The sequence below is a fragment of the Candidatus Nitrospira allomarina genome (genome assembly GCF_032050975.1).
Lineage (GTDB): Bacteria > Nitrospirota > Nitrospiria > Nitrospirales > UBA8639 > Nitrospira_E > Nitrospira_E allomarina.
On record NZ_CP116967.1, the window covers coordinates 1,563,194 to 1,579,358 of the forward strand.

The window sequence follows — 16,165 nt, forward strand, 5'->3', positions numbered from 1 at the left end:
TGTAAGCCCATGCCATTGCGTGTTCATCCCACAATCGCCTCGTTAACCCCATATTCTCCAGGGAAACCTTTGGACGAATTGGAGCGGGAACTAGGAATAACTCAGGCAATTAAACTGGCCTCAAATGAAAATCCTTGGGGTCCTTCGCCGAATGCGCTACAGGTTTTAGCGGGTGCAGCCGCGTCGCTACACCGGTATCCGGATGGCGGGGCTCACTACCTTCGGCAAGCGTTAGCCGAGCGGTGGAAGGTTTCCGATGATCAGGTTCTGGTGGGCAATGGGTCAGATGAAATCATTAGTCTCTTAGTTCGCGCGTTTCTCTCTCCTGGTGATGAAGCGGTAATGGCCGATCTGACGTTTGTCATGTACAGGCTCTCTGTGTTGGGAGGGCATGGTGTGCCGGTAGAAGTGCCCTTGAAAAATTGGGTCCATGATATAGCGGCCATGGTTGACGCGGTCACCGACCGCACGCGGCTCTTTTTTCTCTGCAATCCGAATAATCCTACGGGCACCATGCTGACGGCACGGGAGATCGATGGCTTTCTCTCCCGACTTCCCGATCATGTGGTCGTCGTATTTGATGAGGCGTATTATGAATACGTGCGACATCCCGATTTTCCTGACAGCTTGCAATATGTTCGTGACGGGCGGCCGGTTGTGGTACTACGGACATTTTCAAAAATATATGGATTGGCAGGGTTGCGAGTGGGTTATGGGTGTACGACCAAAGAAATCGCCGGATATGTGAATCGTGTTCGTCCCCCTTTCAACGTGAATAGCTTGGCTCAAGAAGCCGCACGAGCAGCCCTTTCGGATGACGATCATGTGGCCAAAAGCCGGGCTATGAATGAAGCCGAAATGACGTTTCTGCAAGAGAGGCTGATCACCATGGGCTTAGAGCCCGTTCCCAGTCAAGCCAACTTTTTGTATTTCAATGTAGGGATTGATGGAAGACGTGCGTTTGATGCCTTGCTTCGGGAAGGCGTCATTGTTCGGCATATCCGTGGGCCAATGCTCCGAGTGACGATTGGGCAACCGACCGAAAATCGGCGCTTTCTTGAATCGTTAACTCGAGTGCTCTCCACTCTGTCCTAGCGCAAGGATTCTGATTCATTTAATGGTTATCGTCTTAAAACCCGAAGCCACAGAGCAGAATGTTGATCACTTAATTGATCGTCTTCGTTCGTTAGGGATGGTCACTCAAATCACGAAGGGGAAAGAACGGACCATTGTAGCAGTGCTTGGCGATGACCGGGTGCTGCAAGGACAACCCTTGAGCGTGTTTCCCGGTGTGGAAAGTGTGACTCCGATTCTAGCTCCCTGGAAGTTAGTGAGCCGTGAATTTCAAAAACACGATTCCGTCATCGACGTGGCCGGCGTGAAAGTTGGGGGAAGTCGGATCGTGATTATGGCCGGTCCTTGCGCAGTGGAGAAATTAGAAATTACGGTGGGCATTGCCCAAGAAGTGGCTAGAGCCGGTGCCACCATTTTGCGTGGCGGCGCGTATAAGCCTCGTACATCGCCCTATTCCTTTCAGGGGTTGGGACAGGAAGGATTGGAGTTTTTGGCTGAGGCCAGGAGACAAACAGGCCTTCCGGTAGTAAGTGAAATTTTGGATGCTCGTGATCTCGGACATTTTTTGGAAAAAGCGGATGTGATCCAAGTTGGCGCCCGCAATATGCAAAATTTTGAACTGTTAAAAGAGGTTGGGGCCTATGACAAACCCGTTTTATTGAAACGTGGGCTGTCGGCCACGATTAAAGAGTTACTCTTATCCGCGGAATATATTATGTCCCGTGGCAATCGGAATGTCATGCTGTGTGAAAGGGGAATTCGCACCTTTGAGCCTCAGTATCGCAATACGCTCGACTTAAGTGCGGTGCCCACCCTGAAAGAAATGACGCATTTGCCTGTTATTGTTGATCCAAGCCACGCAACCGGGAATTGGAAGCTTGTGGCCCCTTTGGCCAAAGCCGCAATTGCGGCTGGAGCTGACGGCTTGTTGATTGAAGTCCATTCTAATCCTGAATGTGCCTTGTGCGACGGAGAGGAATCGCTGAAGCCCAGCCGGTTTACCCAACTCATGAATGATTTACAAAAGGTGGCGCAGGCTGTCGGCCGGGAACTTTGATTGTTCTCTAGTGATTCCGACACTTTTGCCTTGCATCATGTCGACCTCCCATTCAGAACCGTTGTTCCGGCACGTGTCCATTATCGGGATAGGCCTGCTTGGAGGCTCTCTCGGCCTTGCACTGAAGGAACAGGGCTTAGCCAAAACGGTCGTCGGGGTCGGTCGTCGACAAGAAAATCTCGAACTAGCCGTGCGAATGGGTGCCATTGATCAATTTGTCCTGGAGCCACATCGGGCGGTGAGCCGATCGGATCTAATTGTCCTGGCCACTCCTGTAGAGACTTACCTCTCCCAAATTGACCTGTGGGGAAAAGAGCTGGCCCCGTCGGCTATCGTGAGTGATGTGGGGAGCGTGAAGGGCCAACTGGTCTCAAAAATTGAAGCCCGGTTGCCTCCTTCGACATTTTTTATCGGCGCCCATCCGATTGCCGGAAAAGAAAAATCGGGGGTGGCGCACGCCGATTCGCATTTGTTTCAAGGCGCTCGATGTATTCTGACTCCGACTCCCCATACGAATGCCCAGGCTCTGGAAAGGGTTCGTCATCTTTGGGATACTGTCGGATCTGTGGTGGCGTTGATGGATCCCATGGACCACGATTGGGTTTTCGGTGCAGTGAGTCATTTGCCGCATATCGCGGCTTTTTCTCTCATGCACACCTTGGAGACATTGCAAGGACGAACATCTCAGCCGTCGGACTTGCTGAATTTTTCTGGCGGAGGGTTGCGCGATACCACGAGGATTGCGGCCAGTTCTCCTGAAATGTGGCGGGATATTTGTGTGGCCAATCATGGGAATTTGGTCGAGATGGTTGATCGGTATATTCAACAGCTACAACATTTTCGGGAGTTGTTGAGCAAACGGGATGCATCTGGATTGTACGAGGCGATTGCACGGGCCAAAGCCACACGAGAACGTTTGATATGAGTCAGTTCACCCTTCTTCCGACCAAAAGACCCCTTCGGGGCAGCCTGTCCGTACCGGGGGACAAATCCATTACGCATCGCGCCCTCATCTTTGGAGCCTTGGCGCAGGGCCGAACACGTATTGCGGGCTACTCTAGAGGCGAGGATTGCCTGAATACCCTTGATGCGATTCGTGCCTTAGGCGCGGATGTACAGGAAACGCCTGAGGGACTTGAGGTGGCCGGCAAAGGACTTTGGGGCCTGCAGGAACCTTCGAATGTGTTGGATTGTGGAAATTCCGGGACGGGTTTGCGCCTTTTGGCCGGCGTCTTAGCCGGGCAAAATTTCTTTTCCGTTCTGACTGGGGATTCCTCTCTGAGAAGTCGTCCGATGGGCCGGGTAGTCACTCCTCTCCGTCAAATGGGGGCCGTCATCTCGGGAAGACGTGGCGGTGAGTTGGCTCCTTTGGCTATTCAAGGAACAGGGCTCAAGGGGATTCTCTACGAATCTCCTGTCGCAAGTGCCCAAATTAAATCGTGCATCCTCTTGGCCGGGCTCTTTGCCGAAGGGACGACCATTGTGAAGGAGCCTAGACGATCCCGAGATCATACGGAGCGTCTCTTATCCTATTTGGGAGTTCCCCTCCAGGTTGATGGGTGCATCGTGCAACTTCAAGGCCGACCCTCCTTTGATGGAAAGTCGATTGAGGTCCCTGGAGATATCTCGGCTGCGGCGTTTTTTATGGTTGCAGCATCGATCGTTCCCGATTCGGATATCCTGCTCACTGATATAGGATTGAATCCGGAACGAACGGGCATTCTGGATATTCTCCTCGAGATGGGAGCTGATATCACCATCGTCAACCAAAGAGAAAAATCGGGGGAACCGGTAGGTGATATCCGTGTGCGGTCTGCTCCGCTGAGGGGAATGACCATTGGGCCTGAACTCATTCCCAAATCGATTGATGAATTGCCTATATTGTGTGTGGCTGCCGCTATGGCCCATGGACAGACACGCATTACCGGAGCACACGAACTCCGCGTGAAAGAGACCGATCGCATTCGAGCTATGGCGACAGAATTATCCCGTCTCCAGGTTGAAGTTGAGGAACAGCCGGATGGTTTAGTCATTAATGGCGGTTCCCTTATTAAGGGTGCGGTTTGCCAGAGTTATGGCGATCACCGTGTTGTGATGTCGCTGGCCATCTGCGGATTAGTGGCGGAGTCTCCTATTACCATTGAGGATGTGGCATGCGTTGAGACATCATTCCCGGGGTTCAAAGATAAGCTGTTGGATTTATTGACAAATTCTTAGCGACCATTATAATGCTCCGGAATTTAGTTCGTAAAAGGAGAACAGGGCCGTTCAACGTTGTCGGTTAGTGATCACTATTGACGGTCCAGCTGGAGTCGGGAAGAGTACTGTGGCCAAGAGTCTGGCTACCCGTCTCGGATATGTTTACCTGGATACGGGGGCTTTGTATCGAGCGATTGCCTGGAAAGTTCAACAAGAACACCTTGACCCGAATAATCTTACTTACATCCAAGCACTTCTAGCGCGGACCGATCTGCGACTGATGCCGAGTGGGGATGTCCTTTCCATTTGGATCGATGGGCAGGCAATTAATCAGGTGGTCATCAGAACGCCAGACATTAGCCAGTTGGCTTCCTGCATTGCAGCTATTCAGTCCGTCAGGGACTGGTTACTCCCGATTCAGCGAAAAGTTGTTGGTGAAGTTGGGATTATTGCTGAAGGAAGAGATATGGGGACGCGAGTATTCCCTAGTGCTGATATAAAGTTTTTTCTCGATGCGGAATTGGAGATTCGAGCGAACCGACGGCAACGCGAATTAGGTCAACAAGGGAAAGTTATAGATTTGAAGACCGTGCGTAACGACATGGCCGTCCGAGATGATCGTGACCGGACAAGAATGGTCGACCCTTTACGTCCGGCGCCTGAGGCGATCATGATTGATACCTCTCGACAATCTGTTGAAGAAGTTATCGGCCACATGATGCAATTCATATCGGATCGTTTGTGAGTGGAATGGCCTACGGGCTGTTATGGATCCTGTTTAATGGGTTGGCGCGCCTCCTGTTTCGATTTCGGACAGAAGGTTCCCAACACTTTCCCAAAACAGGAGGGATTATCGTTGCGGCTAATCATGCCAGTTACTTTGATATTCCCTTGTTAGGGTGCGCGATTCCGCGGCGGGTTTTTTTTTTAGGGAGAGCGAGCTTATTTCCCAATCGGTATCTGAATTGGGCCTTGCAAAAGCTCGGCTGGATCCCTTTAAAAACGCACAGACTGGACAGGAAAGCATTTGGGCAGGCACTCTCTCACTTGCAGGCAGGTGAACCCGTAGTTATTTTCCCCGAGGGGACAAGAACGGAGGACGGGTCCTTGCAGATCGGGAAGCCTGGTCTGGGTTATTTGGTAGCGGAATCACAATGCCAGGTGATTCCTGTGTATATTTCTGGTACCTTTACAGTTCTTCCCATTCAGGCTCGATGGCCGCGGCTGTTTCCGTTAAGGGTCAGCTTTGGAAAACCGTTGAAATTTTGTAAAGATGAGGGGAAGAGTGTCAAGTCATTTTATGAGGACGTAACGACAACAGTTATGAATCATATTGCTCAATTGGGTGGCGTTCCCTCTCCAACCCAGGATGCGTATGACACAGATTCAAAAAGCAAGTTGTGTGAATAATTATGGCAATCACCATTTAACCCGCCAAACTCGCCTGGAGGTATCAAAAGTCGGATGAATACTCTTACTCAACAACCTGAAAAAATTGATCGCGAAACTCTTGCCGCATTATACGACGAAACGTTTAAAAATATTGAAGAAGGAACGATTACCGAGGGCAGAGTCATTGATATCCAGCGAGATCGTGTGGTGGTGGATATTGGCTATAAGTCTGAAGGCATGATTCCTGCCGACCAATTTTCTCCTGAAGAGTTGGAACAGCTGGCGGTGAATGACCCTGTTCAAGTGTATATCGAGCAATGTGAGGATGCAGATGGCAATTTGCTCCTCTCCAAAGAAAAAGCCGACAAGATGAAGGTTTGGGAGGATTTGGAAGTTGCTCACAAAGATGAAAAACAAGTGCAAGGGAAAGTCATTTCTCGTATTAAGGGCGGCATGATCGTTGATATCGGCGTGAAGGCCTTTTTGCCAGGATCGCAAATTGACTTGACGCCGGTCAGAGATCTGGATGGTCTGGTCGGGAAAACGTATAACTTTAAAATTATTAAAATTAACCATCGTCGGGGTAATGTAGTAGTCTCCAGACGGGCGCTGCTCGAAGAAACTCGGGATAAACGAAGACAGTCGACACTGTCGACATTGTCTGAAGGCCAGTTGATTGAAGGCACTGTAAAGAACATAACGGATTATGGGGCGTTCTTGGATTTAGGAGGTATTGATGGCCTGTTACACATTACCGATATTTCCTGGGGCCGTGTGGGGCATCCATCCGATATGTTCTCCATTGGGGATCGAGTTGAAGTCTTGGTATTGAAATACGACCGGGAAACGGGTCGCATATCCTTGGGAGTAAAGCAAAAATCTCCAGATCCCTGGACAAAAGTTGAAGAAAAATATCCGGCAAGGAGTCGTGTGAATGGGAGAGTTGTGAGCCTGACCGATTATGGTGCGTTTGTCGAATTGGAGCCAGGCGTTGAGGGCTTGGTCCATGTGTCGGAAATGTCTTGGACTCATGAGGTTCGCCATCCATCAAAGGTCGTGTCTGTGGGCGATACCATAGAAGCTCAGGTCCTCCATGTTGACCAGCATAGCCGGAAGATTTCTCTTGGGATGAAACAAACCGCTCCTAACCCATGGGATATTATTGAAGACAAGTACCCTGAAGGAACGGAAATTGAGGGCAAAGTAAAAAGTGTCACCGATTTTGGCGCTTTTGTCGGTTTAGATGAAGGCGTCGATGGGTTGATCCATATTTCTGATATGTCGTGGACCAAGCATATTAAGCATCCTTCCGAGCTGTTTAAGAAGGGGCAATCGGTCAAAGCCGTTATATTGAAAATTGATAAAGAAAAAGAACGGTTATCTTTGGGGTATAAGCAGTTGATCTCGGATCCATGGGTCTCTGAAATTCCCCAGCAATATCATGTTGGCGAAGTCACCACCGGCAAAGTTTCCAAAATCGCCGACTTTGGAGTATTTGTGGAATTGGAAGGGGGCGTAGAAGGGTTGATTCACATCAGTGAGATCGGGCCGGATGTCCAGGAGCGCCTTGAGGAAAAATTTGCTGTTGGTCAGGAAGTAGCTGCGAAAATCGTTAAGGTTGATTGTGACGATCGGAAAATTGCCTTAAGTCTTTGGGAGCATTTGAAGGACCTAGAACAAACCGAGGTGGAAGAATTTAATAGCTCTCAAGGCAGCGTTGATCAAAGCCTCGGTGGGCGAGTTGTCCAAAAGAAAGATCAAGGGGATGAAGGCGAATAGGCTTCATGGGCAGGATGGTTTGGATGAGCGCCGGACTTATGGCCAATCCCGAATATCATGAGTAATGGGTATCCTCGATGGAAGCGCGTGCTGTGGATGATTCTCGGAGGCCTTGTCCTGTTTAGTGTTGGGAAAAGCCTGATTCCGGAATTGTTGTTAGCAGGTAAGGATGGTGTGGCTATCGTTCGGGTTGAGGGTCCCATTCTTGATTCGTATCAGACTGTCGAGGAACTGAAAAACTTTGCTGACGATCCTTTGGTCAAAGCGATTGTGGTGAGAATTGATAGCCCAGGTGGGGGCGTGGCGCCTTCTCAAGAAATTTATAATGCCGTTAAGAGAGTGAGAAAAGAAAAGAATAAAACGGTGATCGCATCCATGGGTACGGTGGCGGCTTCGGGAGGCTATTATATTGCCGTGGGTACTGATCGCATTCTCGCGAATGCGGGTACTTTAACGGGTAGTATCGGCGTCATTATGCAATTGGCAAATTTTCACGAGTTACTGGAAAAAATCGGTGTCAAGAACCTTGTAGTCAAAAGTGGAAAATACAAAGATATCGGCTCTCCTTTTCGTCCCATGAATGAGGAAGATCGCAAGGTCTTAGAGTTGGTGATGAATGATGTCCATCGTCAATTTATCGATGCGGTGGCCGATGGGCGATCCCTGGATGTTGCGGAGGTCGAGCAGCTAGCCGATGGGCGTGTCTTTACGGGGCAGCAAGCCAAATCGATTCTGTTAGTTGATGATATCGGTGATTTGCACGATGCCATTAAATTAGCCGGCGAATTAGGCGGGATTGAGGGCGAGCCACGTGTCATGGAGGTGAGCAAGCCGTTTTCATTTAGGGATATACTTGAAAACACATTTCTTGGAAGCGTTCGCACCTTTGCCACGACTCATTTTCCCACCCCGTTGCTGTACCTCTGGGTGGCTTGATCCGGACAAGCAAAAATGAATCAATTACGTCTTTTGAGAAGCAGCGATGCTCATTGGCATAACTCAAGGTTCAAAAAGCGAGTCTCTGTGAGAAGGAGGATCGGATGACAAAAGCGGATCTCATCGAAAAGTTGGCGGAAAAGGCTCCCCAATTGAGTCGAAGGCAAGCCGAGTTAGTAGTCAACACCATTTTTGATTCTATCCGTGATTCGTTAAAGCGTGGAGAAAAAACAGAAATCCGTGGGTTTGGAAGTTTTCGTCTTCGACACCGTCAGACCAAAGAGGGGCGTAACCCTAAAACTGGAGAATCGGTTTCGGTCCCTGAAAAGCGCATGCCGTTTTTTAAAGCCGGTAAGGAGATCAAAGAATTGTTAAACCCTGAGTTACCACCTGTCTAAACCATGTCTACTACCGAGCCATCTCAAACAGAACACGAGATCCCCTGGACGGAAGAGGCTTCGTCTCGACTGGAACGCGCTCCTTTGTTCCTGAGAGGTATGGTTCGCCGTCTTGCAGAAAAAAAAGCCAAAGAATTGGGATATACAGAAATTACGGCTGAAACTTTAGACCAATTTAAGCAGCAAATGATGGGCTCGATGGGGGGCGCGGCCGGCATGACTCAAGCTGCCGAGGATATGGCTCAAGGCAAACTCCCCTGGACCGCCGAGGCACGAAAGCGTTTAGAGGCCGTTCCAGAGTTCATGCGAAGCATGATTGGCAAGATTGCTGAAGATGTGGCTAAAGAACGGGGCCATATGGAAGTGAATGTGGAATTATTTGAAAAGGTTGAAGCCTTAGGGGATATTCCGATCGAGAAAAGCGTGCCCATGGAATGGACCGATGAAGCTTTGGCTTTGTTGGATAAGCGTATTCAGGATTCACCTCCGATTGCTATGGAATTTGTGACGGATATGTTAAAGCGGGATGCCGAGGATCTAGCCAGGGAACAAGGGATCGAGAAGATTGATGCTGAAACCTTGATCCGTCTCTGGGAGGATCCGCCCACACAGGTGGCATGGACGGATGAGGCCTGGAAACGACTTCATACCTCACCGGATTTTGTTCGAAGCGGCATCCGAAAAGCTGCAGAACGACGTGCGAGAAAACTCGGGCTAACCACTATCGACTCCGAACACCTCACCACCTTTCGAAATGAGGCGATGATGAAGGCCGTTAAGCGGATTCGAAGTTTTGGCTATCAGGAACTGACCTTTGATGCGTTTGGCGATGCTATGCAAAAAGTTAAACGATTAAAGGGGAATGAGCAGGCGGAACATCGCTTGGATGAGATCAGGGATTACATGAAGAAAAAGCCTGATGTTGGTTTATTGGGTGATGAACTCATGACCCGTTTCAGGAATTATTTAAAAGGAGAAGGAAAGCTGTAGTTACTGGATTCTTCCTGGTTTTGAGGGTGTAAGCCCGCTTGAAATTCCCCCTTCTTACTCCCCCCTAGCCCCTTTTTTCGCAAGTTGATCGACAAGGTCATTTTCCGGATTCCCGGAATGAGCTTTCACTTTGACCCAGTTAATCGTGATGCCTGATTCGTTGACCGCCTGTGCGTAGGCTTGGGTAAATGGTAGCTTGGTGCGCCATGCTCCGGTTGCCCAACTTTCTAGTCCTTGGTAGTCAAAGTAAATTGTCATTTCTGTTATCCCCTGGGATTGGCACCATGTGATGGCTTTGAGGATGGCAAGAATTTCTCCAGCGACATTTCGGTGATTCATGGCTTCCTGCGGAATGTCATTCCCCTTGTCCCGGTGAATTTCTACACCATTTTTTTTGACCAGTACCCCCCATCCCAGTCGAAGAGTGCCATCGTCCTTGGGGAAGCAGGATCCATCGACCCAAACTTCGATCATCGGGGATGATGTTGTTGGGGTCGTTCGCTTCTGTGTGATTGGTTGACTGCTTGAACGAGATAACAGAAAAGCTTCCGCGTCTTCTCGTTTGGGGAAGGCTTTATATTCGGCTCCGGGAAAATGATGTACTTGGGCACGGCAGGCATCCCAACTCTCAAAGATGCCAATGGTGCGGCCGCGGCGGACGGCATAGAATTTCATGAAGGTTTAACGCGTGGATTATCCACTATAAAGGTATTTTCAAATGACCAGTGCTTGAACCGGGTATGTCCCCCAAAAATATTTTTGATTACTGTCTGGATCCGCCTTGTAAGGTCTTAATTCTACCTTTGGCCAGGTCAATTTTTGTCATTTCCTCCGGATTGTTCCCTGCCAATATCAGGAATGTTTCGTATTCTTGAATGGCGCGTTTGGGGTTATGTGCTTCATAAGCTTCAGCCAAATTGAATCGGGCCTGAGCATAGTTTGGCTGCAAGGACAAGGCCCGCTCATAGGTTTCGATAGCCTTTGGTACTTTTCCAAATTGCGCTAGGACTGAGCCATAACTATTGAGGATGACTGCTGAGTATGGCTGGATGGTCAGGGCCTGTTCCATGGCAGCTGCGGCTTCTGGGAGTCTGTCCATGCTTCTTAGGGCCAATCCAAGACGATGGTGGGCTTCCGCCAACTGTTTCGGATCAGATAAGCCGTATTGAATGGCTTTCTGATAGGCGTCAACGGCTAGTTCTGGCTGCTTGTTGCCACACGACGCAAATAAGGCTATCTCTCCTCTGGCAAATTGCTGAAGTCCTAAAAATTCCTTTTCTGATCCTAATTGTCCTTTTGTACCCGGGAGGTCTTTCTCCAGGGGATCTGGACCTTCAATATAAGAAAGAAATTTTGAATGGCTGCCATCTAAAAGTGTTTCATAAGGATCAAGAACGAATACGGCCATGACCAGTTGGTCCTGTTTCCCTTGAGTGTGTCGCATGAAATATTGATGCGTGGTCGTGGCTTCTCCGGTCCGATGCAGAGTACCAGAGTCAGGGGTTTGTTCTTTCAGAAGCTGAGAAGAATGAAAAAAGAATTCACGAGCCGGTGGTAATTGACTCAGGGTATGACGAAGTTTCGGATAGTCTTCTAAAGCCAGACCGCGTGGGAATACGGTGATGACGCCCACAAGGGTCTGATCTTCATTAAACATGAACCATTGTGCATGTTTTTTTGGTGATGTGGCTTCACGAAAGACTTCGGTGCCTCCTCCCCAGGGAGATTCCTGTCCCACGGAATGCAGCCAACCTGTTTGAACCTCGGTTTGGGTTTGGCACAAGGTGGCCTTTCCTAAGAGATTGAGGTCGCTTTCGGATGGTGGAAGGTTGGAGGCAGGGGGAGTGCTGGCGCAATGTGGGAGTAAGAAGAAAAGCAAAAACACATTCAGGACATTAGTCGGCTTTGCGTGGGGTCGATTATGAGGGGTGATCGGTTGAACCATTACTGTCGGCTCTTGAAAGTAAATGATTGATGTTTCGTAGAATAATTGCGACTAGGTTTATGGGGTCCGAATTAAGTAGTGGATGAAAAACAACGATAGTGCCGGGAAGAAATTGATCCAGAAAGGATGTATCATGGTGGGCGATACTGGGATCGAACCAGTGGCCTCTTCCGTGTGAAGGAAGCGCTCTTCCACTGAGCTAATCGCCCGCGGGAGGCAATTTATCATAATGCTGGGAGGGGAGCAATGAAGTCCGCGAGGATGACAATAGTTTTCTTGACGGTAGGAGAAAGTGTGGAGTACCCTGAATCAATAGGTGTTTCATCGACTTGACCAAGGAGGTGCACCATGGACAAGCAAGAGCGTAAATACGAATCTCGAAAACCCAGCTCTCCTAAAGAAACAGAGGACGTTCAGGCTGATCCGAATGTTGCGGAGACAGGGCAACGTCTAAAAGAAGAAATGGATGAACTGGTTGATGAAATTGATAAAGTTTTAGAAGAAAATGCGGCTGAATTTGTCAAAAATTATGTACAAAAAGGTGGAGAATAAATGCGTGAGATTCATTGATTTCTAGAAATTCTCTCCTGCCCTCTTTCACTCGCCAGATATATTAACTCTCTTGGCATTCTCTGTTCTTCTTAAGGTCATTTTCAGTGAAGGTCTTCCGGCCTCAAATCTTTCGCATCGCATTTTGTCAGGTTCAGCCCGATGATTGCGCCTTTTGAGTGACCTGTCCCTTTAGGTATGGGGAAGTTGAACCTCTTCCTTGCTGTGTTCCTCTGGATGTGGGGCGCTAATTACCGATTCTGAAAGGGAAAGGCAAAGCATTTTTCTCTGTTTTTTGTTATGATTCGTCGGCAATGTCCCAAGCCAATTGGATGAAAGACTAAAAGATGGGTGTGACGCATTTGACCGATATTGTACAACTTATGGATCAGGTAAAAGCCTACTACCCCGAGGCTGATACCGACTTCATCAAGCGAGCTTATGACTATTCCGCGAAAGCTCATGAAGGTCAAACCCGACGTACGGGCGAACCCTATGTCCAGCATCCGTTAGCGGTCGCTGGGATTTTAACTTTTTTGAAATTGGACGTTCCCGCGATTGTGGCTGGACTCTTACATGACACTCTTGAAGATACCGTAGCGACGAGAGCCGAGTTAGAAAAGGAATTTGGAAGTGACGTGGCTCGTTTGGTGGAGGGCGTCACAAAAATTGGGCAAATTCCTTTTAAAACTGATGAAGAGAAACAGGCGGAAAATTTCCGCAAGATGGTTCTCTCGATGGCTGATGATATTCGAGTGGTGTTTATCAAGTTAGCGGATCGATTGCATAACATGCAGACTCTTGAAGCGTTGTCGGACGAAAAACGCAAAAAAATTGCACAAGAAACAATGGAAATTTATGCACCGCTAGCCAACCGGCTTGGTATGAGTTGGATTAAGCAGCAGCTAGAGGATTTGTGCTTCCAATATTTGGAACCGGATGCCTGGTCTCATTTAAAGCTACGGTTAGCTAAAAAGGATGAGGAGCGCCAGGAATATATTCAATCCCTTATTCACTTGGCTCAGCAAGCTCTTTTGGACGCAGGGTTACCAGGACAGATCGATGGACGTCCTAAGCATCTCTTTAGCATCTATCAAAAAATGGAGCGCCGGTCGGTATCTTTTGACGAAATCTTTGATTTGACAGCGGTTCGTATTGTGACGGATACCAAAATGAATTGTTACGCCATTTTGGGATTGCTGCATTCCATTTGGCCTCCCGTCCCTGGTCGCTTTAAGGACTATATTGCGACTCCACGTTCGAACTTGTATCAATCGTTACACACGACAGTCGTTGGCCCACAAGGAGAGTATGTGGAATTCCAAATCCGGACGGCGGATATGCATCGAATTAATGAATACGGTGTGGCAGCCCATTGGCTCTATAAGGAGCCTGGAAAAGTTGGCGAACGGGATGAACAGGTTTTCAGCTGGCTCCGGCAGTTTGTGGAATGGCACAAGGATCTTGCCGATAACCGCCAGTTTATGGATTCGGTTAAATTGGATTTATTCCATGATGTTGTGTTTGTGTTTACGCCCACGGGGGAAGTGCGGGAAATCCCTGTTGGGGCCACTCCATTAGACTTTGCCTATGCGATTCATACGGAAATCGGAGATCATTGTGTCGGGGCAAAAATTAATGGGAAATTAGTTCCTCTCCGTTATCAATTAAGCAGTGGGGATATGGTAGAAATTCTGACCTCTCCCTCGCAGGTACCTCATCGAGGTTGGTTGAAATTTGTCCGAACTTCCCGGGCCAAAACGAAAATCAAGCATTGGTTTAAAGTTGAAGAGCAAAAACGTGCACTGGAACTTGGGCGACGGCTGTTGGAACAAGAATTTCGGAGACATAACCTTCCTGTCGCACAATCTTTGAAATCTGATCGCCTTTCATCAATGGCTAAGGCAAAGGGCAGTGAAACGGTGGATGAATTGATTCGGCAGGTTGGATTCGGCCGTCTGTCTCCGGATCAAATTGTCAGTCACTTTCACGAAGGTGCCGAGCAAGGGCCTTCTTCTCACACGAAGGTCGTCTCCCACACCCCTCAGCAAAAGCTCCCGGGACTCCTTCGGGAGGGATCTGTGAAGTTTGGGGGAACTAAAGATGTGTTGATGCAACTCTCCAAGTGTTGTAAGCCTGTCCCTGGTGAGCCGATTCGTGGATATATTACTCGTGGGAGAGGGTTGACCATTCATGCGATCGATTGTCCGAACTTTCAATCATTAGAATGGGATCACAATCGTTTGGTGGAGGTGGAATGGGATTCGGAGCTTGACGGCACGCATTCAGTTGAAGTGTCAGTTTTGACTCTGGATCGAACTGGTGTGTTGGCTAAGGTGTCCGCTGGAATTTCTCAATGTCAAGCTAATATTACCAGGGCGGAGATTTCTACCAGGGAGGATCGAAAGGCCGTATTGGACTTTGTTATCGAAGTAAAAAATACTGCCCACCTTGAACTCATACTGCAGGAAATTCAACGAGTTGACGGCATTCTTTCTGCTAAGCGAGTGCGAGGATGGTAACGGGAAGGTTAGGGGCAACTAAGAGGGGGTATGGTTCTGGGGAGGCAATGAGATGGTTAATCGGCTTCCAGGTAGGAGTTGGAGCTTTTCTGCGATTCCGGCATTCAGCTCAAGGACTTGCCATGATTGTTTATATGAATAATGCCGTGGGCAATGATCATCTGTTCTCGTGCAAATAGGGACGTTTGCTTCAATGTGGATAATGGTACCCTTTTTGTCCAACCATAATATATCAAGGGGGATCTTGGTATTCTTCATCCAAAAAGTCCAATACCCCAATTCTGGAAAAATAAAGAGCATACCATGATCCTCCTCCATGGCCGTCCGGTTCATCAGGCCTTGAGCTCTTTTATTTGAGGTATCTGCCACTTCTGCGAAAATTATTGCTCCCTTAGGCGTTGTGATGCTTGCAAGCCTGTTATCCTGTCGGTCATTTATTTCGCCAAAAGCGTTCACGAGAAATCCAATGCTTAAGCCCATGCTTAAGCAAAAGGGCAGGATGACCATCCAGGTCCAGAAATGAAAGTTCACCTGGCTTCTCTGCTGGCATGCTAAGGTCAGGCGAGGGTACTTCATGTGGGAATCCATTGCTAGGAATGTGGCGTGAAAAGAGCGGGTTTGTCAAATTAGAATTTCTCTGGTCTTAAGCACCTAAAGTCTACGAGAGGGTCTTGACCAGACCATCTTTGGAAATTATAATGATTCGTTTACAAAGAAGAGTCAATTTGTTCTGCTCCTGTTTTTAGAACAAAATACGAATGTTTTTGTTGATGATCTGTACATGCAGGGGCTAATTTCTGCCTTGTTTGTCTTCACTTCAAAAAGATCTTCATCTTAATAATTTCCATGATGTAATTCCAAAGCGGTTTAAGTAGAAGACGGTCCTACTCATTCAAAGGGCAGGTACCCAAGCGGTCAACGGGGGCAGACTGTAAATCTGCTGCCATCGGCTTCCAAGGTTCGAACCCTTGCCTGCCCACCATGACTGACTGAAAAGGACGGGATCTAGTGGATAAGACAAGATGTGCTGTTGAAGGAAAATTTTCTCAGTATATAGGGTTTAAACCAAGCTGCGGGCGTAGCTCAGTGGTAGAGTTCCAGCCTTCCAAGCTGGCTGTCGCGGGTTCAAATCCCGTCGCCCGCTCCATTTTTTTGGGTGGGCTTAGATTTGTGTGCCTGATTGAGGCAAAAATCTTCTCGAGAAAGTGATAGAGCCCATGTAGCTCAGTTGGTAGAGCACGTCCTTGGTAAGGACGAGGTCACGCGTTCGATCCGCGTCGTGGGCTCCAGCAACGATACAATTTAGAATTATTGCGTAGCATTA

The 16,165-nt window shown here is 48.5% G+C and carries 15 protein-coding genes and 4 tRNA genes; 15 read left to right on the top strand and 4 right to left on the bottom strand.

The genetic code is table 11. The features are described from left to right. Window positions 1-9 precede the first annotated feature (9 nt). The 10 genes from hisC (at window position 10) to PP769_RS06875 (ending at window position 9,825) form a co-directional block, all read left to right on the top strand. Window positions 10-1,095 carry a histidinol-phosphate transaminase gene (hisC, locus tag PP769_RS06830; protein ID WP_312646226.1) on the top strand — a complete coding sequence of 362 codons (1,086 nt, stop codon included), beginning with the start codon at window positions 10-12 and terminating at the stop codon, window positions 1,093-1,095. A 22-nt stretch (window positions 1,096-1,117) separates the two neighbouring features. Then, window positions 1,118-2,131: a 3-deoxy-7-phosphoheptulonate synthase gene (gene aroF / locus PP769_RS06835; RefSeq protein WP_312646227.1), complete on the top strand. Its 1,014-nt coding sequence runs from the start codon at window positions 1,118-1,120 to the stop codon at window positions 2,129-2,131. Between the two features lie 37 nt (window positions 2,132-2,168). Continuing rightward, window positions 2,169-3,056: a prephenate dehydrogenase gene (locus tag PP769_RS06840; RefSeq protein WP_312646228.1), complete on the top strand. Its 888-nt coding sequence runs from the start codon at window positions 2,169-2,171 to the stop codon at window positions 3,054-3,056. After that, the gene (aroA, locus tag PP769_RS06845; RefSeq protein WP_312646229.1) at window positions 3,053-4,348 is read left to right on the top strand and encodes a 3-phosphoshikimate 1-carboxyvinyltransferase; all 1,296 of its coding nucleotides are present in this window, start codon (window positions 3,053-3,055) and stop codon (window positions 4,346-4,348) included. The genes PP769_RS06840 and aroA overlap by 4 nt, the downstream gene beginning before the upstream one ends. Window positions 4,349-4,415: 67 nt before the next feature. Continuing rightward, window positions 4,416-5,075, top strand: a complete 660-nt coding sequence (gene cmk / locus PP769_RS06850; protein WP_312646230.1) for a (d)CMP kinase — start codon at window positions 4,416-4,418, stop codon at window positions 5,073-5,075. Between the two features lie 5 nt (window positions 5,076-5,080). After that, window positions 5,081-5,740, top strand: a complete 660-nt coding sequence (locus tag PP769_RS06855) for a lysophospholipid acyltransferase family protein (protein WP_312646231.1) — start codon at window positions 5,081-5,083, stop codon at window positions 5,738-5,740. A 54-nt stretch (window positions 5,741-5,794) separates the two neighbouring features. Next, window positions 5,795-7,501 carry a 30S ribosomal protein S1 gene (locus PP769_RS06860; RefSeq protein ID WP_312646232.1) on the top strand — a complete coding sequence of 569 codons (1,707 nt, stop codon included), beginning with the start codon at window positions 5,795-5,797 and terminating at the stop codon, window positions 7,499-7,501. A 57-nt stretch (window positions 7,502-7,558) separates the two neighbouring features. Then, the gene (gene sppA, locus PP769_RS06865; protein ID WP_312646234.1) at window positions 7,559-8,437 is read left to right on the top strand and encodes a signal peptide peptidase SppA; all 879 of its coding nucleotides are present in this window, start codon (window positions 7,559-7,561) and stop codon (window positions 8,435-8,437) included. A 104-nt stretch (window positions 8,438-8,541) separates the two neighbouring features. Further along, a complete protein-coding gene (locus PP769_RS06870) occupies window positions 8,542-8,835 on the top strand; it encodes an integration host factor subunit beta (RefSeq protein WP_312646236.1) in 294 nt (97 codons plus the stop codon). A 3-nt stretch (window positions 8,836-8,838) separates the two neighbouring features. Beyond that, on the top strand, window positions 8,839-9,825 hold the full coding sequence (locus PP769_RS06875) for a PCP reductase family protein (RefSeq protein ID WP_312646237.1): 987 nt from the start codon (window positions 8,839-8,841) through the stop codon (window positions 9,823-9,825). 54 nt (window positions 9,826-9,879) lie between these two features. Here the strand turns inward: PP769_RS06875 and PP769_RS06880 are convergent, their stop codons facing one another. From PP769_RS06880 to PP769_RS06890, 3 genes are all read right to left on the bottom strand, one after another. Then, window positions 9,880-10,500 carry a ribonuclease H1 domain-containing protein gene (locus PP769_RS06880; RefSeq protein ID WP_312646238.1) on the bottom strand — a complete coding sequence of 207 codons (621 nt, stop codon included), beginning with the start codon at window positions 10,498-10,500 and terminating at the stop codon, window positions 9,880-9,882. A gap of 88 nt (window positions 10,501-10,588) precedes the next feature. Then, window positions 10,589-11,770 carry a tetratricopeptide repeat protein gene (locus PP769_RS06885; RefSeq protein WP_312646239.1) on the bottom strand — a complete coding sequence of 394 codons (1,182 nt, stop codon included), beginning with the start codon at window positions 11,768-11,770 and terminating at the stop codon, window positions 10,589-10,591. 134 nt (window positions 11,771-11,904) lie between these two features. Beyond that, window positions 11,905-11,979, bottom strand: a tRNA-Val gene (locus PP769_RS06890). Window positions 11,980-12,118: 139 nt separating this feature from the next. On the opposite strand from PP769_RS06890, the gene PP769_RS06895 reads away from it, so the two are divergent. Both PP769_RS06895 and PP769_RS06900 read left to right on the top strand, forming a co-directional pair. Beyond that, window positions 12,119-12,322, top strand: coding sequence for a ubiquitin-like protein Pup (locus tag PP769_RS06895; RefSeq protein WP_312646240.1), 204 nt, complete (start codon window positions 12,119-12,121; stop codon window positions 12,320-12,322). A gap of 344 nt (window positions 12,323-12,666) precedes the next feature. Then, window positions 12,667-14,841: a RelA/SpoT family protein gene (locus PP769_RS06900; RefSeq protein ID WP_312646241.1), complete on the top strand. Its 2,175-nt coding sequence runs from the start codon at window positions 12,667-12,669 to the stop codon at window positions 14,839-14,841. A gap of 18 nt (window positions 14,842-14,859) precedes the next feature. Here PP769_RS06900 and PP769_RS19720 read toward each other — a convergent pair whose 3' ends face one another. After that, the gene (locus tag PP769_RS19720; protein WP_376753397.1) at window positions 14,860-15,429 is read right to left on the bottom strand and encodes a DUF192 domain-containing protein; all 570 of its coding nucleotides are present in this window, start codon (window positions 15,427-15,429) and stop codon (window positions 14,860-14,862) included. 309 nt (window positions 15,430-15,738) lie between these two features. Between PP769_RS19720 and PP769_RS06905 the strand changes: the two genes are divergently transcribed. From PP769_RS06905 to PP769_RS06915, 3 genes are all read left to right on the top strand, one after another. Then, window positions 15,739-15,823: transfer RNA gene (locus PP769_RS06905), tRNA-Tyr, on the top strand. A 90-nt stretch (window positions 15,824-15,913) separates the two neighbouring features. Further along, window positions 15,914-15,988, top strand: a tRNA-Gly gene (locus PP769_RS06910). A gap of 66 nt (window positions 15,989-16,054) precedes the next feature. Beyond that, window positions 16,055-16,130, top strand: a tRNA-Thr gene (locus PP769_RS06915). Window positions 16,131-16,165 lie beyond the last annotated feature (35 nt).